At 67.1% G+C, this 19,098-nt stretch carries 17 protein-coding genes; 15 read left to right on the top strand and 2 right to left on the bottom strand.

What is annotated here, in order from left to right; genetic code table 11:
* Positions 1 to 2: 2 nt before the first annotated feature.
* From ACOGXH_RS11270 to ACOGXH_RS11245, 6 genes are all read left to right on the top strand, one after another.
* The gene (locus ACOGXH_RS11270; protein ID WP_419929195.1) at positions 3 to 1,661 is read left to right on the top strand and encodes a ribonuclease J; all 1,659 of its coding nucleotides are present in this window, start codon (positions 3 to 5) and stop codon (positions 1,659 to 1,661) included.
* Positions 1,662 to 1,818: 157 nt separating this feature from the next.
* Complete coding sequence (locus ACOGXH_RS11265) at positions 1,819 to 4,191, top strand: DNA translocase FtsK (protein ID WP_419929194.1); 2,373 nt, start codon at positions 1,819 to 1,821, stop codon at positions 4,189 to 4,191.
* A gap of 33 nt (positions 4,192 to 4,224) precedes the next feature.
* A complete protein-coding gene (locus ACOGXH_RS11260; protein WP_419929193.1) occupies positions 4,225 to 5,271 on the top strand; it encodes a calcium/sodium antiporter in 1,047 nt (348 codons plus the stop codon).
* 10 nt (positions 5,272 to 5,281) lie between these two features.
* Positions 5,282 to 6,544 (top strand): 30S ribosomal protein S12 methylthiotransferase RimO, encoded by a 1,263-nt coding sequence (rimO, locus tag ACOGXH_RS11255; protein WP_419929192.1) that lies wholly within the window; start codon positions 5,282 to 5,284, stop codon positions 6,542 to 6,544.
* Positions 6,541 to 7,122 carry a CDP-alcohol phosphatidyltransferase family protein gene (locus ACOGXH_RS11250; protein ID WP_419929191.1) on the top strand — a complete coding sequence of 194 codons (582 nt, stop codon included), beginning with the start codon at positions 6,541 to 6,543 and terminating at the stop codon, positions 7,120 to 7,122. The genes rimO and ACOGXH_RS11250 overlap by 4 nt, the downstream gene beginning before the upstream one ends.
* Positions 7,123 to 7,153: 31 nt before the next feature.
* Positions 7,154 to 8,392, top strand: a complete 1,239-nt coding sequence (locus ACOGXH_RS11245) for a competence/damage-inducible protein A (protein ID WP_419929190.1) — start codon at positions 7,154 to 7,156, stop codon at positions 8,390 to 8,392.
* Positions 8,393 to 8,426: 34 nt separating this feature from the next.
* Here ACOGXH_RS11245 and ACOGXH_RS11240 read toward each other — a convergent pair whose 3' ends face one another.
* Together ACOGXH_RS11240 and msrB are read right to left on the bottom strand one after the other, a co-directional pair.
* Positions 8,427 to 9,203, bottom strand: a complete 777-nt coding sequence (locus ACOGXH_RS11240) for a glucose 1-dehydrogenase (RefSeq protein ID WP_419929189.1) — start codon at positions 9,201 to 9,203, stop codon at positions 8,427 to 8,429.
* A gap of 1 nt (position 9,204) precedes the next feature.
* Positions 9,205 to 9,615: a peptide-methionine (R)-S-oxide reductase MsrB gene (msrB, locus tag ACOGXH_RS11235; RefSeq protein WP_419929188.1), complete on the bottom strand. Its 411-nt coding sequence runs from the start codon at positions 9,613 to 9,615 to the stop codon at positions 9,205 to 9,207.
* A gap of 214 nt (positions 9,616 to 9,829) precedes the next feature.
* On the opposite strand from msrB, the gene recA reads away from it, so the two are divergent.
* The 9 genes from recA (at position 9,830) to ACOGXH_RS11190 (ending at position 19,085) form a co-directional block, all read left to right on the top strand.
* Positions 9,830 to 10,837, top strand: a complete 1,008-nt coding sequence (gene recA / locus ACOGXH_RS11230; protein WP_419930366.1) for a recombinase RecA — start codon at positions 9,830 to 9,832, stop codon at positions 10,835 to 10,837.
* 74 nt (positions 10,838 to 10,911) lie between these two features.
* A complete protein-coding gene (gene miaB, locus ACOGXH_RS11225; protein WP_419929187.1) occupies positions 10,912 to 12,324 on the top strand; it encodes a tRNA (N6-isopentenyl adenosine(37)-C2)-methylthiotransferase MiaB in 1,413 nt (470 codons plus the stop codon).
* The gene (miaA, locus tag ACOGXH_RS11220; protein ID WP_419929186.1) at positions 12,291 to 13,274 is read left to right on the top strand and encodes a tRNA (adenosine(37)-N6)-dimethylallyltransferase MiaA; all 984 of its coding nucleotides are present in this window, start codon (positions 12,291 to 12,293) and stop codon (positions 13,272 to 13,274) included. Before miaB ends, miaA begins: the two co-directional genes overlap by 34 nt.
* A gap of 49 nt (positions 13,275 to 13,323) precedes the next feature.
* Positions 13,324 to 14,127 (top strand): diaminopimelate epimerase, encoded by an 804-nt coding sequence (dapF, locus tag ACOGXH_RS11215; RefSeq protein ID WP_419929185.1) that lies wholly within the window; start codon positions 13,324 to 13,326, stop codon positions 14,125 to 14,127.
* Complete coding sequence (gene hflX / locus ACOGXH_RS11210) at positions 14,120 to 15,430, top strand: GTPase HflX (protein WP_419929184.1); 1,311 nt, start codon at positions 14,120 to 14,122, stop codon at positions 15,428 to 15,430. The genes dapF and hflX overlap by 8 nt, the downstream gene beginning before the upstream one ends.
* A complete protein-coding gene (locus ACOGXH_RS11205; protein WP_419929183.1) occupies positions 15,415 to 16,563 on the top strand; it encodes an aminotransferase class I/II-fold pyridoxal phosphate-dependent enzyme in 1,149 nt (382 codons plus the stop codon). The genes hflX and ACOGXH_RS11205 overlap by 16 nt, the downstream gene beginning before the upstream one ends.
* 8 nt (positions 16,564 to 16,571) lie before the next feature.
* Entirely contained in the window at positions 16,572 to 17,396 is an 825-nt protein-coding gene (locus ACOGXH_RS11200) for a 2,3,4,5-tetrahydropyridine-2,6-dicarboxylate N-succinyltransferase (protein WP_419930365.1), read from the top strand.
* Positions 17,397 to 17,639: 243 nt separating this feature from the next.
* Positions 17,640 to 18,704 carry a succinyl-diaminopimelate desuccinylase gene (dapE, locus tag ACOGXH_RS11195; protein WP_419929182.1) on the top strand — a complete coding sequence of 355 codons (1,065 nt, stop codon included), beginning with the start codon at positions 17,640 to 17,642 and terminating at the stop codon, positions 18,702 to 18,704.
* A gap of 171 nt (positions 18,705 to 18,875) precedes the next feature.
* Entirely contained in the window at positions 18,876 to 19,085 is a 210-nt protein-coding gene (locus tag ACOGXH_RS11190) for a hypothetical protein (protein ID WP_419929181.1), read from the top strand.
* Positions 19,086 to 19,098: the final 13 nt, after the last annotated feature.

The following is a 19,098-nucleotide window of genomic DNA, read 5'->3' as shown; positions in this document are numbered from 1 at the left end:
CAATGGCTGAACCGGTTCAGATCACCTTTCTGGGCGGGTTGGGCGATATCGGGAGGAACTGCGCGGCCATCGAGTCCCAGGGCGAAGTGCTCCTTTTGGACTGCGGCGTGCTGTTCCCCGATGAGGACATGCCCGGGGCCGACTTCGTGCTTCCCGACCTGGAGTATCTGCGCGACCGGGCCGACCGCATCGTGGGCTGCATCTGCACCCACGGCCACGAGGATCACATTGGCGCTCTGCCCCGGGCGTTGGAGTGGCTGTCGTTTCCCGTGTACGCGTCACCGTTCACCCTCGGGCTGATACGCAATCGGCTTGAGGAACGGGAGGTGAGCGACCGCGCCTCCCTCATTCCCATCGGCGACCACGACCGGGTGCGCATCGGATCGTTCGACTGCGAGTTCATCCCGGTCACCCACTCGGTTCCCTCAGGGTTGATCTCGGCCATTCGCACGCCGCAGGGGGTGATCCTCCATTCCAGCGATTTCAAGCTGGACCTGAACCCAGTGGACGGCCGCCGCACCGATCTCGCCCGAATCGGGGCCATCACCCGCGGCGAGGGGATTCGACTGCTGCTGTGCGATTCCACCAACTCTGAGATACCCGGCAGCTCCCGGTCGGAGTCCGAGATCGGGGAGGTGCTGAAGGGAGTATTCGCCGCCCATCCCGACCGACGCCTGGTGGTGGCGGCGTTCTCCAGCCACATCCACCGAATTCAGCAGGTGGCCGACGCCGCGGTTGAGTCCGGGCGCAAGGTGGCCACGCTGGGGCTGTCCATGAAGCGCAACTTCGCCCTGGCTCGTGAGTTGGGATTGCTGCGGCTGCCCGACCATGCGGTCATCGAAGTGTCCGATGCCGAGCACTATCACCCCGGTGATGTGTGCGTGGTGTCCACCGGCTCTCAGGGAGAGAACCGCTCGGCACTGGCCATGGCGGCCACCGGCGACAGCCGCTGGATCAAAGTCGGCCCTGACGACACCGTGGTGCTTAGTTCCAGCCCCATACCCGGCAACGAGGCTCGGGTGTCCCGAATGATCAACAACCTGGTGTCGCGGGGGGCGAAAGTGGTCCATAGCGGCCAACTGGAGGTTCACACCACCGGCCATGGCAAGCAGGACGAGCTTCGCACCCTGCACGCCGTGGCCGACCCCGAGTACTTCGTGCCGGTCCACGGCGAGGTCCGCCACCTGGCGGCCCACGCCGAGCTGGCCTTGAACATGGGCATGCCTTCTGATCGGGTGATCCTGGCCCGAGACGGCGAACAGGTGGAGTTGAGCGACCGCGGTCTGGCCAACCGGGGGCAGGTCACCTCTGGGGATTACTACTACGTGAACGGGCAGCTGATCGAGAGCGGCCGGGAGCTGTTCAGCGAGCGTTTCATCCTCGGCGGCCAGGGAGTGGTCAACGTCGTGGTGGTGTTGAGCCGCGAGGAGGGTCGTCTGCTGGCCCGCCCCCGCGTGGAGAGCAAGGGCTGGGTGGGAGGCGACCTAGTTCGAGAATTTGAATATGCCGCGGCCGACGAAGTGGAGGCTGCGGTGGAGGCGTATCTGGAATCGGGAGAAGACGACGGGTTGGAGCGCTTGGTTCGAAGGGCAGCGGGCCAATTCGTCAACCACAACACCGGCCGCCGTCCCATGATCGTTCCCGTCATCATCGAACTCTGAACGCTTATCTGGCCCGCTCTGTCGGCCCAAACCATTGGTTACTGGTGTTGTCAATGGTACGTTTGTGGTTGTTGTGGCTACCAAAACCGCTCGAAAGCCCCCTACAAAGCCCAGCGCAAAGTCCAAATCCAAGGCCGGAGCCTCATCGGACAGCCGATTGAGGCAGGCATCGGCCGCGGTCTGGGCCAGACACCGCGCCGACATCATTGCCGTGGGGTTCATCCTCGCCGGGCTGGTGGCAGCGTGCGCCGTTTGGGCCGATGTGGCCGGACCGTTCGGCAAAGGCCTCCGAATCATGCTCGGCGCGCTCATAGGCACCGCCAGGTCTGCCATTCCGATTGCTCTGGTGGCCATAGGGGTTGTGCTGTTGCGGGGTCCCCGCCCCGACGACGAGGAGGATGTGCAACCCGCTTCCGAGTCCTTCGACAAGAACCCCTACACCGACCCGGCCCGGGCCGACCTGGTGCAGGCGGTTCGCCTCGGCCTCGGCACCGCATTGACGCTCCTGTCGGTGACCGGTCTTCTTCACATAGCCATCGACCGGCCGGGCATCGAGGACCTCGATGGACTGATGGGGGCCGGTGGTGCTCTGGGCTTGGCCTTCGGGGGCACGCTGGCCGCGTTCATGGGAGTTTGGGGTGCGAGCCTGGTGGTGGGCGCGTTCGGCCTGCTGGGAATGGTGGTGCTCACCCGGGTGTCGCTGCGGGCATGGGCCCGCCGAGTAGACGGTGCCAAGCTCAAGGCCGCCCTGGTCCGAGCCCTCCACTCCGCGACTGGCACGGCAGATCCTTCGATGCCGGCCGAAGACCCCTCCGTGCACCATCAGGAGAACTGGGCAGAGGCGATTCCGGTCGAACCGGAGGTGACCGGCTCCGATGTGGTGGTCATACCCGAACCGCGCCCGGAACCGGAACCGGCGCCCGCTCCCGACACCAGTTCGGCACCTGAACCCAAACCCAGTCCTCCTTCCCCCGACCCGGAGCCGGACTGGCAGGCACCGGCGATCGTGGGTGAGAAGGGGTCCAAGGCACCCAAGTCGTCGAAGTGGAAGCTCCCCTCGCTCAAGCTGCTGAGCGGGTCCGATCCCCAGCAAATCAACCAGGATGAGGCCACCCGCAAGGGCGCCGCCCTCGAGCAGGCCCTGGCCGCCCACGATGTGGAGACCAAGCTGGTGGGGATGGTGATCGGCCCCACCGTGACCCGCTACGAGCTGGAGCTCGCCCCCGGGGTCAAGGTCAGCCGGGTCACCAGCTTGAGCAAGGACATCGCCTATGCGTTGGCCTCGCCCGACGTCCGCATCCTGGCCCCGATTCCCGGGCGCCAGGCCATCGGCGTGGAGGTGCCCAACCGCGACCGCCAGGTGGTGTCGCTGGGCGGGATACTGGCGTCGGCCGAAGCCCGCAAGGCCAACCACCCCCTGGAGGTGGCCATCGGGCGGGACATCAACGCCAAGCCGGTGATGATGGACCTATCCCGGATGCCCCACATTCTCATCGCCGGAGCCACGGGAGCGGGCAAGTCGTCGTGCATCAACTCCATGATCACCTCGGTGCTCATGCGCTCCACCCCCGACCAGGTCCGCATGATCCTGGTCGACCCCAAGATGGTGGAGATGGCCCAATACGAGCATGTGCCCCACCTGCTCACCCAGCCGGTAGTCGACCCCAAGAAGGCGGCCAACGCCCTGGCGTGGGCCTGTCGGGAGATGGACCGTCGCTATGAGGTGCTGGCCTCGGTGGGCGTGCGGGACATCGATGGCTACAACGACGCCTGTGACCGGGGCGTGTTCGAGAACGATCGCAAGCTGGGGATTGAAGTGTCTGAGCCCAAAGAGCGGATGCCGCTCATTTTGGTGGTGGTGGATGAGCTCTCCGACCTGATGATGGTGGCCCCCCGCGACGTGGAGGACTCCATCTGTCGGATCGCCCAGAAGGCCCGGGCAGTGGGCATCCACTTGGTGATCGCCACCCAGCGTCCGTCCATCAACGTGATCACCGGGGTCATCAAGGCCAACATTCCGGCCCGGTTGGCCTTTGCGGTGTCTAGCCAAACCGATAGCCGGGTGATCCTCGACCAGCAGGGCGCCGAGCGCCTGGTGGGCCAGGGCGACATGCTCTTGCTCAGCCCCACCTCCACGTCGCCCCAGCGCATCCAGGGTGCGTGGGTGACCGAGGAGGAGGTCCGCAAGGTGGTGGCCGCCTGGCGGCGTCAGGACGTGGCCATGGAGCCACCCAGTCCTTCGGCTTCGGTGACCACCGACGGAGGCGACGGCGACGACGACCCGTTGGCCCCCGCGCCTTCGACTGCCGCGAGCGGGGGCGGCGACGATGACGATGAGCTGCTGGTGCAGGCCATGAGGCTGGTAGTGGAGAGCCAGCTGGGCTCCACATCGATGCTCCAGCGCAAGCTCCGGGTGGGATTCGCCCGAGCCGGGCGTCTGATGGACCTGATGGAGCAGCGGGGCGTGGTGGGACCCTCTGAGGGGTCGAAAGCACGAGAGGTGCTGATGACCCCCGACGAGCTTCCCTGACAATCGCCTACTAGGCATCGATAGTCTCCTCTCGTGGCGTTGGCAGTATTCCTCCTGGTGGCAGGCCTTATTGTGCTTGCCATCGGCGCCGACCAGCTGGTTGTTGGCGCCTCCCGGTTGGCCACCGTTCGGGGTATCTCACCCATAGTGATCGGGGCACTGGTCATCGGCTTCGGCACCAGTGCTCCCGAGATGCTGATTTCCGGACTGGCTGCCGCCGAGGGCGACTCCGACCTCGGGGTTGGCAACGTTGTCGGCTCAAATGTGGCCAATCTCAGCTTGGTGCTGGGCTTCTCGGCCCTGGTGGCGGCGTTGGCCGTGGGCGGCCGCTACATCCGGGTGGTCAAAGGCACGCTGTGGCGGGAGGGCTTGATCTCGGTTGCTGCCGCAGGGTTGTTCTGGGTGCTGGTCCAAGACGGATTCCAGCGCTGGGAGGGCGTCGTTCTGATCGCGGCTTTCGTCGTGGCCATGGTGGGCATCCTGAGGCGCCCCGCCCACGACGGCAGTGCCTATGACCTACTTGCCGGTGACAAGCCCATCAGCCAGCGGCTTGAGTTGGGCCGCACCGTGGGAGGGCTGGTGGCCACCGTGGTCGGCGCCCAGCTTGCGGTGGAGGGAGCCACGGACATCGCCCATGAGGCTGGCTTGGGCACCGGATTTGTGGGGCTGTCCCTGGTGGCGTTCGGAACCTCGTTGCCCGAGCTGATCACCGGCGTGCAGGCCGCCCGCCGGGGCGAAGCCGACCTGCTGGTGGGCAACATATTGGGCTCCAACACATTCAACAGCTTGCTGGTGGGGGCACTGGTGGCACTGCTCGGCCCCGGACCGCTGGTTGACCCCAATCTCACTGGGCTGGCGGTGTGGATCATGATGGGCATCTCGGTTGGGGCGTGGTTGTTGATGTTCTCGGGGGGCGGACTGAAGCGGTGGTGGGAGGGGGCCGTGTTGTTGGCCGTGTATCTGGTGTCGCTGCCGTTCTTGGTTTCCGACCACCAGGAGGCCCCGATACACGCGGCTCCTGCGGTTGAGGTTGAGCTGACGTCGACCGACGGTGGTGGCCCGGGATTGGACGCCGCGTAGTCTCGGTACGGTGCGCCGGTTTTGGGTTGAAACGCTGGGGTGTCCCAAGAACCAGGTGGACTCTGACAAGATCACCGGTTTGCTGGTTCGCGACGGGATGGCTGTGGCCGAAGCGCCTGAGGAAGCCGATCTGGTGGTGGTGAACACCTGCGCTTTCATAGAGGAGGCCCGCCAGGAGTCGGTGGACACGGTGTTGGAGCTGCGCTCGACGGCATCCGAGGCCGAGCTGGTGATTACCGGGTGCATGGCCGAGCGCTACGGCGCCGAGTTGGCCGAAGCCCTGCCTGAGGTCGACCGGGTGGCCGGGTTCGGCGTGCCGGTCAGCATCGGAGCGAAGCCCTCTGATTCGTCGCGGAGCCCGGCGGAGCTTCCCTCGTTCGACCTGTTGAACCTACCTCGGCCGCCGGCGGAAGCACCCTGGGCCTACGTGAAGATCGCCGAGGGCTGCGACCGGCGCTGCGGGTACTGCGCCATTCCCAGCTTTCGAGGGCCCCAGCGCTCCCGGTCGGTCGAATCCATCGTGGCCGAGGTGGAGGCGCTTGGAGTGAGAGAGGCGGTTCTGGTGGCCCAAGACCTGGCCTCCTACGGGCGCGACCAGGGCCAGGGGGAGCGGGGCATCATCCCCCTGGTGGAGTCGCTGCGCCGTCGGGTCGATTGGGTGCGTCTTTTGTACCTGTACCCGTCGGATCTCACCGATCCGCTCATCGACGTCATCTGCTCCACCGATGTGCCCTATTTCGACCTCTCGTTGCAGCACGTGTCTAGGCCGCTGTTGGCCCGAATGCGCCGGTGGGGCGACGGTGACCGATTTGCCGCTCGCATTGCCGAGATTCGCCAGCGCCAGCCCGAGGCGGTCTTCCGGTCGAACTTCATCGTGGGCTATCCCGGCGAGACCGAGGCCGACCACGACGCCCTGCTGGAGTTTGTGGAAGAAGTAGGCCTCGACTGGTGCGGGTTCTTCACCTACTCCGCGGAGACGGGCACCTACGCAACCACCCTCGATGGCCAGGTTCCCGCCGAGCTGGCCGCGGAGCGCCGTCGGGAGCTGGCCGAGGTCCAGGACGCGATCACCGTATCCAAGCGTGACCAACTCATCGGGCGCGAAGTCGAAGTGCTGGTGGACACCCCCGGCCTGGCCCGCAGCTACCGAGAAGCCCCGGAGATCGACGGCATCGTCTCAGTGCCCGATCACTTGGCTGTTGGCCAATTCCACACCGTGCGGGTGACCGACGCAATGGGTCCCGACGTTATGGCCGAGGCGATGGAGCCATGAGCGAGGTAGGGGCCTATTCCTGGGCCGATCTGCGCTTGACGGCCAACCTGATCACGCTGGGGCGGATTCTGGTTTCGCCTCTGCTGTTTGTGCTGATCTTGACCGCCTCGGACAGCGGAGGGACATCGTGGGCCGTGGTGGCCGTGGGCTGGGTGTTGGGCGCCAGCGACTACTACGACGGCTGGGTGGCCCGCGCCTCGGACAGCGTCAGCCGCTGGGGAGCTTTCCTGGACCCGTTGGCCGACAAGGTGATGATCCTGGGAGCGGCCTGGTGCTTCGTGGCCGTGGACCGCCTGTTCTGGGTTCCGGTGCTGATCATCACGGCTCGGGAGCTCCTGATGAGCGCGGCTCGGACTCGATGGGCTCGAGACGGCCTCTCGCTTCCTGCCCGCCACTCGGCCAAGCTCAAGACGCTGTTGCAGGGCGGGGCGCTCACCGTGGCCGCCCTGCCCCCGCTGGAGAACGTCGACTGGGCGGTGTCGCTGGCCATCTGGCTAGCAGTGGCCATAACCCTTTACTCCGGCTGGCGCTACTGGGCCGACGGGCGGGCCGGAGCCATTGCCGCCTCGGAGCGTTAGCTGACGGCGGGCGGCGGTATAGCCTCCCAGCGTGAATTGTGAAGTAATCGCGGTGGGAACCGAGCTCCTGCTCGGCCAGATTGTCGACACCAACTCGTCGTGGATCGGCGAGCAGCTGGCGCTGGCCGGTATCGACTCGCACCACCAGGTCAAGGTGGGCGACAACTTCGATCGCATGCAGGCGGTGCTCAATCAGGCCTTGGAGCGCAGCGATTCGGTCATCATGTGCGGCGGTCTGGGCCCCACCCAGGACGACATCACCCGGGACGTGATCGCTGCGGCGTTGGGGGTGGAGTTGGTGCGGCGCGACGACATCGTGGAGCGCATCTCGACTGTGTTCGGCGGCCGGGGCCGAGCCATGCCCGAGAACAACCTGCGCCAGGCTGATGTGCCCGACGGGGCCGAGGTGCTGCCGGTGATGCCCGGCACCGCCCCCGGCTTCAAGGTGGAGACCGGCGGCAAGGCGGTTTACGCCGTGCCCGGCGTGCCCTGGGAGATGCAGCAGATGGTGGGGGAGTGCGTGCTGCCCGATCTCAAGCAGCGGGCCGGGATCACTGCGGTGATCAAGAGCCGCACCCTGCGCACCTGGGGCGATTCCGAGTCGGGCTTGGCCGAGAAATTGCACGGAGAGATCGAGCGGTTGGATGAGACTGGCGAGTGCACCATCGCCTTTCTGGCCTCCGGCATGGAGGGGCTCAAAGTGCGGCTCACTGCCAAGGCTCCCAGCGAAGCCGAGGTGGATGAGATCCTGGCCAACGAGGACCAGATCGTGCGGGGCATCATCGGCGACATCGTGTTCGGGGTGGACGACGAGACCATGGAATCGGCCGTGCTCGACGCCCTGCGACAGCGGGGGTGGACCCTGGCGCTGGCCGAGTCGCTCACCGGCGGGCTGATCGGCTCCCGGCTCACCGCCGTTCCCGGGGCCAGCGACGTGTTCCGGGGCGGGCTGGTGTCCTACGCCAGCGACGTGAAGTTCAATCTGCTGGACGTGCCCGAGGGCCCGGTGGTGAGCGAAGAGGCCGTCACCGCGATGGCTCAGGGGGCGGCCAAGCTGCTGGACGCCGACTGTGCCATCGCCGTCACCGGCGTGGCCGGCCCCGACCCCCTCGACGGCGAAGAGCCCGGCACCGTGTGGATGGCCACCCTGGTCAACGGCGAAGTGGAGGCCACCCGGGTCAAGTTCCCCTTCGACCGCGAGCGCACCCGCCAATTCACCACCGTCTCCATCCTCAACAACCTCCGCATGAGGGTGCTGGCTGGCAAGTAGGCCGACATTCTCAGACCAATTGGCAGTCGGGCCGCTATACCTCGGGGTTGACGAAACCGGCGAGCATGCCGCCGTCGGCGACGAACTCAGCGCCGGTGCTGTAGGAGGAGTCGTCGGAGGCCAGATACATGGCCAGGTGGGCGATTTCGACGGGCTGGGCGGCCCGGCCCAACGGGAGCATGGCGTAGACCGCGGCCTTTTCCTCTTCGGTAATGGCGTCGCCCAAGGCGTCCTGGGAGGTCATTGGCGTATCCACCCCGCCGGGGTGGATGGAGTTGACCCGGATGCCGTGTTTGCCGAGTTCCAACGCCGCGTCTTTGGTCATGCCCCGCACCGCGAATTTGGAGGCGGTGTAGGCCACCGTGCCGCTGTAGCCGGCGATGCCGTTGGTGGAGCTGATGTTCACGATGGAACCGCCGCCGGCTTCGATCATGGCCGGGACGGTGTGCTTCATGCCCAAGAAAACCCCCACCTGGTTGACGTTGATCACCTGCATGTAGTCGTCGAGTGACATGTCCATGAGCGACACGCCGAACACGAGGATCCCGGCGTTGTTCACCAGCACGTTGGGGGGTCCGTAGAGGCTGACGGTCTCGTCCACCGCCTTCTGCCACGCCCCGGGGTCGGTTACGTCCAAGGGGATGTAGTGGACATTGGGGCCCACATCGGCGGCTACTGCCTCTCCGAGGTCGTGGAGCACGTCGCCGAACACCACCTTTGCGCCCTCAGCGGCGAACAGCCGCACCTCGGCCTCGCCCTGGCCCCGGGCGCCACCGGAGATGAGGGCTACTTTTCCATCGAGCCTGCCCATGTCAGTTCTCCTCTCCGGAGTCGTCGCGGTCGAGTCGCAGCGACGCCGAGTTCATGCAGTAGCGCTCTCCGGTGGGGTGGGGACCATCGGGGAAGATATGGCCCAGATGTGCTCCACATGATGCACACACTGCCTCGGTGCGGACCATGCCGTGGCTGCTGTCGGTGTGGCGGTCCACCTTGCCCTCGGCGACCTCCTCGTAGAACGACGGCCAGCCGGTGCCCGAGTCGTACTTGGTGTCAGAAGAGAACAGCGGCTCGCCGCACACCCGGCAGCGGTACATTCCCTCGTCCTTGCAATCCCAGTACTCGCCGGTGAAGGCCCGCTCGGTGCCAGCTTGCTGGGTGATGTGGTACTGCTCGGGAGTGAGCCTCTGGCGCAGTTCCTCGTCGGTGAACGTGGTCTCAGACATGGGTGCCACCGTATCGGATTTCTGAGGCAAACAGGCAGGTTGGACCAGCGGGGTACTTGTGAAATTTGACCGCCGTAACTACGCTGATGTCATTCATCGGGGACAAACTGTCACTGGTCGTCTTTAGAGTGTGGCTCGACATTCCCCCTGCAAACTCGCAGCCGTAAAACCCTGACCTGAAGGAGGAGATGTGGAGCGAGACAAGGCACTAGAGATGGCCCTGGGCCAGATCGAGAAGCAATTCGGCCAAGGCGCCGTAATGAAGATGGGCGAGAAGGGCGCCATGGCCATAGAGACCACCCCCACCGGGGCGCTAGCCCTCGACTTGGCACTAGGCGTCGGGGGGCTCCCCCGAGGCCGGGTGGTGGAGATCTTCGGCCCGGAGTCCTCGGGCAAGACCACCTTGGCGCTGCACGCCGTGGCCGAGGCCCAGCGGAACGGGGGGATCTGCGCGTTCGTCGACGCCGAGCACGCCCTCGATCCGATCTACGCCAAAGCCATCGGCGTGGACGTGGACGAGCTGTTGATCTCACAGCCCGACACCGGCGAGCAGGCCCTGGAGATCACCGACATGTTGATCCGCTCGAGTGCGCTCGACGTGATCGTCATCGACTCGGTGGCCGCCCTCACCCCCCGGGCCGAGATCGAGGGCGACATGGGCGACACCCACGTGGGCCTGCAAGCCCGGCTCATGTCGCAGGCGCTGCGCAAGCTCACCGCCAACTTGAATAAGTCCAAGACGGTGTGCATCTTCATCAACCAGCTGCGGGAGAAGATCGGCGTGATGTTCGGCTCTCCAGAGACCACACCAGGTGGCCGGGCGCTGAAGTTCTACTCGTCGGTCCGCCTCGACATCCGCCGCATCGAGTCCCTCAAGCAGGGGGTAGACGTGGTCGGCAACCGCACCCGGGTAAAGGTGGTCAAGAACAAGGTGGCCCCGCCGTTCCGGCAGGCCGAGTTCGACATCATGTACTCCAAGGGCATCAGCCGGGAAGGCTCGCTGCTCGATGTGGGCGTCGACCTGGACATCATCGACAAGTCCGGGGCCTGGTTCACCTACGAGGGCGAGCACCTCGGCCAGGGCCGGGACAAGGCCAAGGCGTTTCTGGGCGAGCACCCCGAGATCATGGTGGAGATCACCGAGCGGGTGTGGAAGGCGGTGAGCCCTCAGTCTGAGGAGGAAACCGCCGAAACCGAAGAGCCAGCTGCCCAAACCGGCTAGGAGGCCCACAAACCGGCCAAAAGGCCCGCAAACCGGTTAGTGGGCCACTGGAGGCCGACAGGTAGCCTGACGGGGTGAGCCGCAGCTATTTCATCCGCACCTACGGGTGCCAGATGAACGAGCACGACACCGAGCGCATCGCCGGGCTGTTGGAGGCCGACGGGATGACCTCGGCCGACGCCATGGAGTCGGCCGACGTCATCGTGCTCAACACCTGCTGCATCCGCGAGAACGCCGACAACAAGCTCTATGGCCAGCTCGGCCACCTCAAACGGCTCAAGCAGGAGCGCCCCGACATGCAGATCGCGGTGGCTGGCTGTCTGGCCCAGAAGGACCGGGATCTGATCCAGGAGCGGGCCGACCACGTGGACGTGGTATTCGGCACCCACAACGTGCACCGTGCTGCGGAACTGATCGGAGCTGCGGCCGACGGCCCCATCATGGAGATCCTGGAAGCGGCGGTCGAGGATGACCGCGACAGCTTCCCCTCCGCTTTGCCGGTGCGCCGCGACGCCCCCTACGCGGCCTGGATGACCATCCAGGTGGGCTGCGACAACTCGTGCGCCTTTTGCATCGTGCCCGCGGTGCGGGGCGCCGAGATCAGCCGTCCTCTGGAGCTGCTGGTGGACGAGGCCACCGACCTCGTCGAGGGTGGGGTTACCGAGATCACATTGTTGGGCCAAAACGTGAACTCCTACGGCCGCGATCTCCAGCGGGGCCGCCGCCAAGCCGGCGAACAGGTGTCGCTGCGGCCGCTGTTTGCCGACCTGCTCCGGGCGGTGGGCGCGGTGGACGGCATCGAGCGGATCCGCTTCACCAGTCCCCATCCCAAAGACTTGCGGCCCGAGACCATCGAGGCCATGGCCGAGGTACCCGCGGTGTGCGAGCACCTGCACCTGCCTCTGCAATCGGGCAGCGACCGGGTGCTGGCCGCAATGCACCGGGGCTACACCGCCGAGCGGTACCTCGATCGGCTGCGTGCCGCCCGGGAGGCGGTAGGCGACCTGGCCGTGTCCACCGACATCATCGTGGGCTTTCCCGGCGAGACCGAGGACGACTTCGAGCAGACGCTGCTGGTGGCCGCCGAGGCGGAGTACGACTCGGCGTTCACCTTCGTGTTCTCGCCCCGCCCGGGCACCGAGGCCGCCGAGATGGCCGACCAGTACTGCGATCCAGAAGAGGTGCGAGACCGCTTCGAGCGGCTCCGGGCGGTGGTGGAGCGCTCCAGCCGCCGGGGCAACCAGGCCCGGGTCGGTTGCCGCGAGGAAGTGGTGGTGGAAGGCCCGTCCAAGAAGGACCCGGGCCTGCTCACCGGGCGCACCCGCCAGAACCGCCTGGTGCACTTCCCCTCCTCGCAGAAGCTGAAGCCGGGCACCTTCGCCAAAGTAGACGTGACCGCGGCGGGTGCCCACCACCTGCGGGGTGAGCTGGCCGAGGTCACCGCGCCTCCCCGGTGGCGCACTCGCATCCCGGTGGCCGCGCTCTGAGCAGTTCCCCGCCCTCCGATGCCGTCGGCGCGCCGGGCGCGCTGGCCATCGTCGGGGTCACCGCCACCGGCAAATCGGCGGTGGCAGTTGCTGTTGCCCGGCAGTTGGGAAATGCCGAAATCATCTCGGTCGACTCCATGCAGGTGTACCGGGAGATGGACATCGGCACCGACAAGCCCCCCGCCGCCTTGCGAGCCGAGGTGCCCCACCACCTCGTCGACGTGGCCGACCCCGCAGAGGACTACTCCCTGACCATGTTTCAAGCCGCCGGCCGCCAGGCCAGGGCTGATATTGCAACCAGAGGCCGCACCGCGGTGCTGGTTGGGGGCACTGGGCTCTACCACCGGGCGGTGATCGACGACCTAGAGATCCCGGGCCGCTATCCGGCGACGGTGGCCATTCTGGAGCAGGAGCCCGACACCGAGGCCCTGCACCATCGCTTGGTTGAGCTCGACCCGCTGGCCGCCTCCCGCATGGAGCCCACCAACCGCCGGCGAATCCTGCGGGCCCTGGAGGTGACGGTGGGCAGCGGCCGGCCGTTCTCCTCCTACGGGCCGGGGTTGGGCGACTATCCGCCCTGCAACATCGCTCAGATCGGCCTGTCGCTGTCGCGTGCCGAGATCGACCACCGCATCGAACAGCGCTACCACCAGCAGATGGAAGCCGGTTTCCTAGCAGAGGTGGAGGCGCTGGCCCACCGCCAGCCGCCGCTGTCGCGCACCGCATCTCAGGCCCTGGGCTACAAGGAGCTGTTGGGGCATCTCAACGGCGAGATGTCCCTAGACGAGGCGCTGGACCTGGCCATCGCCCGCACTCGGAAGTTCGCCCGCCGCCAAGAGCGCTGGTTTCGGCGCGACCCCCGCATTGTCTGGCTCAGCGCCGACAACGACGCTGAGGCGCTGGCCGGCGAGGCGCTGTTTTGCATGACCCAGCATGAGTCCCCAGGCTGAGACCGAAATGGTGCGCGGCGCAGGGCCCAGAACTTGCCAGACTGGAGCGATGCAGCTGACCAAGCACCACGGCTTGGGAAACGACTTTCTTATCGCCTTGGCCGACGCGCTACCCCCCGACGCCCCGGCGATGGCCGAGGCGGTGTGCCATCGCACCCGCGGCGTGGGCGCCGACGGGCTCATCTTCGGCCTGCCCGGCGATGTCGGCGCGGGCACCGACGTCACGATGGCGCTGTTCAACGCCGACGGGTCCCGGGCCGAGATGAGCGGCAACGGCATCCGCTGTTTGGCCCAGGCGTTCGTCCAACACGACGACCGCGGCACCACCCGAGAGCTGTCCATCGGCACCGACGCCGGCATTCGAACCGTGAGCGTTGAATCCACCGCCGATCCCACCGTGGTTCAAGCTCGAGTGGACATGGGGTCGATCGGCGCAGGCCCCAACCTGGAAGACAGTGAAGTCGCCCACTACCTCCGCAATCACGGCTTCGCCGATCACTTCTTCACCGCAGACGTGGGCAACCCCCATCTGGTGGTGGGAGTCAACGATGTGCAGCAGATCGATGTGGCCCGGAGCGGCTCGGAGCTCTCCCGTTTGGCTGGCGGGATCAACGTGGAGTTCATCAGCGCCACCTCCGTCGGAATCGACATGCGGGTGTGGGAACGAGGGGTAGGGGTGACCGAGGCGTGCGGGACCGGGGCGTGCGCCGCCGCCCAGGCAGCCCACCACTGGGGGTTGGTCGGCCCGGTGGTCTCAGTGTCGATGCCCGGCGGCGATGTTGTGGTGAATCTGGGCGACGCCGCAGTGCTGACCGGTCCTTCCCAATACATCGCGACGGTGGACTATGGCTGACAGCGATACCCACCGGGGCGGATTCGGCACCCACGGCGGGGAGTCCGGGGCGTTCATCGAGCGGGCCTTTCGGGAGAAGATCGTGCTGGTGGGCGTCACCCTCGCCGGCGGCGATCCGGCCCGCACTGACGCCGATTTGGACGAGTTAGCCCAGCTCATCGACACCGCAGGAGCCGACGAGGTGGGCCGGCTGGCCCAGCGCCGCAACGCCCCCGATCCGTCCACCTACATCGGCCGGGGCAAGGTCGACGAGATTCTGACGGTGTGCGAGCAGGCCGACGCCGACACCGTGGTGTTCGACGACGAGCTGAGCCCGGCCCAGCAATTCAACCTGGAGAAGATCCTCGGGCGCACCGCCATCGACCGCACCGCGGTCATCCTCGACATCTTCGCCCAGAACGCCAGCAGCCAGGAGGGCCAGGCCCAAGTCGAGCTGGCCCAGCTCCGCTACCGGTTGCCCCGGTTGCGACGAGGCCGGGGATTCAGCCAGCAGGCCGGCGGGATCGGCACCCGGGGCCCGGGTGAGACCCAGCTCGAGGTGGACCGCCGGCGCATCCAGCGGCGCATCCACAAGCTGGAGGCCCAGCTGCGAAACATCGCCAAGAACCGCACCGTGCAGAGCCGCAGCCGCCGCCGCTCGGCCCAGAGCGCGGTGGCCATCGTCGGCTACACCAACGCGGGCAAGTCCCGCCTGCTCAACCTGCTCACCGACTCGGGGGTGCTGGTGCAGAACCGGCTATTCGCCACCCTCGATGCCGCCACCCGCCGCCTCGAGCTGCCCGGCGGGGAGCGGGTGCTGCTCACCGACACCGTGGGGTTCATCCAGAAGCTGCCCCACCAGCTGGTGGAGGCGTTCCGGTCCACCCTCGACGTGGTGGTCGAGGCCGACCTCCTGCTGCACGTGGTGGACGCCTCTGGCCCCGATCCCGACGCCCACATCGCCGCCGTTCGCCAAGTGCTGAAGGAAATCGGCGCCGGGGCCGTGCCCGAGCTGCTGGTGTACAACAAATGTGACCTGTTGGCCGGCCGTGACATCCCCCTGGGGGCCAACAAGGACGCCGTGGTGGTTTCGGCCGCCACCGGCGAGGGAACCGACAAACTCCTGGCCGCCATGGCCGACGAGCTGCGTTCCAGCGCGTTGATCGTCGAGCTTCACGTTCCCTATGCCCGGGGCGAGGTGCTGGCCGCCGTGCGGCGAGCCGGCCACGTGCTGTCCACCGACACCGACGAACACGGCTACCGGGTACAGGCCCGCCTGGACGAGGCGTCGGCTTCACGTTTGTCTGAGTGGGTGGTGGGGTAGTGGACGGCTTCGTTCCCCCGCCCTATCCCTACGACCGCCTCGACGAGCTGCGGGCGGTGACCGACCGCTTCGACGGCGGCTGCGTCGACCTGTCGGTGGGGGCACCGTCTGATCCGCCTCCCCCGGAGGTGGTGGCCGCCTTGTCGACCTCCAACGCCGAAAGGGGCTACCCGGCGTCTGTTGGCTCGCCGGCCTACCGGGAGGCCGCACTGGGCTGGCTGACCCGCCGGTTCGGAATCGACGCCGGCGATGCCGCGCTGGCGGCCTGCGTGGGCACCAAGGAGTTCGTGGCCTCAGCACCCCACTACCTGCGGCTGCGAGATCCCAGCCGTGACACCGTGCTGTACCCGGCGGTCTCCTATCCCACCTACGCCATGGGTGCAGAACTGGCCGGGTGCCGGGCCGTCCCGGTGGCCGTGGACCACCAGTGGTGTCTTGATCTCGATTCGATAGATCCCGACGATGCCGCCCGAGCCCTGTGCCTTTGGGTCAACACGCCGGGCAACCCCGCCGGAGGCCTTGAAGATCTGGCCGCCATCGCCCAGTGGGGCCGGGACCGAGGCGTTCCGGTGTTCAGCGACGAGTGCTATATCGAGTTCACCTGGGGGGCCGATGCCGGTGCCAGTATTTTGCACCACGGCGCCCAGGGAGTGATGGCGGTCCACTCTTTGTCCAAGCGGTCGAACATGGCCGGGATCAGGGCCGGCTTCTACGCCGGCGACCCTGATCTGGTCGGCTACTTGTCGGAGGTTCGCAAGCACGCCGGGATGATGGTTCCTGCTCCGGCGCAGGCTGCCGCGGTGGTCGCCCTCAACGACGACGCCCATGTCGACGCCCAGAGGGCCGTCTACACCTCTCGGCTGAACCGCCTGCGAGAGCTCTTCTCGAACTATGACCCCGAAATGGCTCTGCCCGGCGGGGGGCTCTACCTGTGGGTGGCGTCTCCCGACGGCGACGGCTGGGCGCTGGCCCGCCGGGTGGCCGAGGAGATGGGGGCGCTGGCCAGCCCCGGGGAGTTCTACGGTCCATCGGGCCAGGGCCACATCCGGGTGGCCGCCGTGGCCCCCGACGCCCGAATCGACCTGCTTGAACAGCGTGTGGCCGCCCGGCGCGGCGATACCGTGAGGAAGTGAGCAATAGCATGAGCGATCTGCAAGCCCGGATTGAGGCGCTGTGGGCCGACCGGACACCGATCACTGAAGGCGACGGTGAGGCCCGAGCGGCGGTGACCGAGGCCATCGGCCTGCTCGACGCCGGTGAGGCCCGGGTGGCCGAGGTGAACGGCGACGGCGAGGTGGTGGTGAACCAATGGCTCAAGCAGGCCATCCTGCTGCTGTTCTCCATGGCCGAGATGGAGACAATGGAGCTGGGCCCGTTCGAGTACGCCGACAAGATCCCCCTCAAGACCGACTATCAGGCCGCCGGTGTCCGGGTGGTGCCCGGGGCGTCGGCCCGCTGGGGATCGTTCTTGGACCGGGGTGTGATCATGATGCCCAGTTACGTGAACATCGGCGCCCGAGTGGGGGCCAACACCATGGTCGACACCTGGGCCACTGTGGGCTCGTGCGCCCAGATCGGGGCCAACGTCCACCTCTCGGGCGGCGTGGGAATCGGCGGCGTGCTGGAGCCCCCGCAGGCCGCCCCGGTCATGGTGGGCGACGACTGCCTGATCGGCAGCCGCTGCATCGTGGCCGACGGCGCCCGGGTGGGAGACGGCGTGGTGCTGGGGGCGGGCTGCGTGCTCACCGGCTCGATCCCGGTCATCGACGCAGCCACCGGCGAGGAATTGGGCCGAGGAGTGGTGCCCGACTGGTGTGTGGCGGTGTCGGCCACCCGGTCTCGCACCTTCGACGGGGGGACGTTTGGAATGCCCTGCGTGCTGGTGATCAAGCATCTTGAGGCCGGCGAGCGCCACGACAAGGCCCAGCTAAACGCTGTATTACGCGACCACGGCGCGGCGACCTAGTGGTCCGTCTGCGAATTGGGCAGGGCGTCCTGCTAGGCATCGACGCCCCTCGCGGCGTTGCTCCTCCTTGCCGTACGCTCCCGGGTATGGCTGCGTCGGTGCGCCTTGCGAGGAACGCCGCTGCCGTCGCGATCCGCTCCTGCCAATTCGCAGACGGACCACTAATCATGACTTATCCACAGGCTGACCTTTTCAACAGGTCCGTGGCCCCCAGCTCGGCGAAAATCGCCGGCGAGGCAGGCCATGGGCGCTGATCTGCTGGCCAAGGCGGCCGAGCTGATCGACGTCGCCTCGGTGTCCTATCACGAGAGCGAAATCGCCGACCTCATCGAGGGGCGGCTGAGCGCTGTGCCCGGCCTCACCGTGGACCGCGTGGGCGACAACGTGGTGGCCCGGACCGATTTGAGCCGACCTCTGCGGGTGCTGATCGGCGGCCACAGCGACACCGTGCCCCCCAACGACAACGCGGTCGCCCGCATCGAGGGCGACGTGCTGTGGGGCCTCGGAGCCGCCGACATGAAGTCGGCGTTGGCGGTGATGCTGGAGCTGGCCGCCGAAGTGGCCGAACCCGCGGTGGACGTGACGTGGCTGTTCTATGCCCGTGAGGAGGTCCGGGTGGCCGACAGCGGACTGCGGGAGCTGTTCGATGTGCGCCCCGAACTGCTAGCCGCCGACGTGGCCCTTCTAGGCGAGCCCACCGGGGGAGCGGTGGAGGCCGGCTGCCAGGGGTCCATGCGGGCCGTAGTGACGCTGGCCGGCGCTCGGGCCCACACCGCCCGGCCCTGGATGGGAGTCAATGCCATCCACCGGCTGGGATCGGTGCTCAGGCTGGCCGAGGACTACGAGCCCCGCGAACCAGTGATCGACGGCTGCCAGTACCGGGAATCGCTTCAGGCGGTGGCGGTGGAGGGCGGAGTGGCCGGCAACGTGGTGCCCGACCGAGCCCAGGTGACCCTGGGCTATCGCTACGCCCCCGACCGCGGCCCCGCCGAGGCCGAGGACATCCTGCGAGAGATGGTGGCGCCCCTGCTGGGCGACGACGACCGCTTCGAGGTGACCGAGCACGCACCGGCGGCTCCGCCGGGGTTGGGCCATCCGGTGCTGCAACGGCTCATCGCCGACAACGACCTGGAGATCAAGGCCAAGCTGGGATGGACCGACGTGGCCTTCTTCGCCGAGCGGGGCATACCCGCGGCCAACTTCGGACCGGGAGAATCGACCTTGGCCCACACCGCCGAGGAGCGGGTTGACCGGGCCGCGCTGGAGTCTTACCACCGCGCCCTGCAAGGTGTACTGACCGCCGGGTGAAATACCGGCTTGGAATTTGCAAACGGCCAGGTAGACAGCCATATTCGAGGTAACTGTCACCCCGGCCTGGACAATGGACGCATGGCTTTACCCATGTGCGAACAACCTCCGGTTCGGCCCGCCTTGACCCTGGTTTCTGGCTGCCCGACGCCCCGGCATCGCCCTCCGGCCGTGGCGCGGCTGCCCGCTTCGGTGTACTGGTTCCGAAGAGCGCTGGCCGTGTCCGTTCTGTTTCTCGTGCTGTGGGCCAGCTCGTTCCTAGCCGGCAAGCTCCAATGGTCGCTATCCCCTGAAGGCCCGGCCGCAGGGCTGCCCCAGTCAGAGCCGGCTTACGTGATCGTGGACGACACCGCTCTGCGGGTCAGCTCCGGCGGCCGCTAGCCACACGGGGGCG

Source organism: Candidatus Poriferisocius sp., assembly GCF_965208355.1.
In the GTDB taxonomy this organism is placed as follows: domain Bacteria; phylum Actinomycetota; class Acidimicrobiia; order Acidimicrobiales; family Bin134; genus Poriferisocius.
This window is presented reverse-complemented; position numbering and strand designations above follow the sequence as displayed.

What these genes read in the sequence shown, in the direction of transcription:
- ACOGXH_RS11250 (WP_419929191.1), top strand. Translation starts at nt 6,541, where the DNA reads ATGAGCGAGGTAGGGGCCTATTCCTGGGCCGATCTGCGCTTGACGGCC.
- msrB (WP_419929188.1), bottom strand. Translation starts at nt 9,615, where the DNA reads ATGTCTGAGACCACGTTCACCGACGAGGAACTGCGCCAGAGGCTCACT.
- dapF (WP_419929185.1), top strand. Translation starts at nt 13,324, where the DNA reads ATGCAGCTGACCAAGCACCACGGCTTGGGAAACGACTTTCTTATCGCC.
- recA (WP_419930366.1), top strand. Translation starts at nt 9,830, where the DNA reads ATGGCCCTGGGCCAGATCGAGAAGCAATTCGGCCAAGGCGCCGTAATG.
- ACOGXH_RS11270 (WP_419929195.1), top strand. Translation starts at nt 3, where the DNA reads ATGGCTGAACCGGTTCAGATCACCTTTCTGGGCGGGTTGGGCGATATC.
- dapE (WP_419929182.1), top strand. Translation starts at nt 17,640, where the DNA reads ATGGGCGCTGATCTGCTGGCCAAGGCGGCCGAGCTGATCGACGTCGCC.
- ACOGXH_RS11200 (WP_419930365.1), top strand. Translation starts at nt 16,572, where the DNA reads ATGAGCGATCTGCAAGCCCGGATTGAGGCGCTGTGGGCCGACCGGACA.
- hflX (WP_419929184.1), top strand. Translation starts at nt 14,120, where the DNA reads ATGGCTGACAGCGATACCCACCGGGGCGGATTCGGCACCCACGGCGGG.
- ACOGXH_RS11240 (WP_419929189.1), bottom strand. Translation starts at nt 9,203, where the DNA reads ATGGGCAGGCTCGATGGAAAAGTAGCCCTCATCTCCGGTGGCGCCCGG.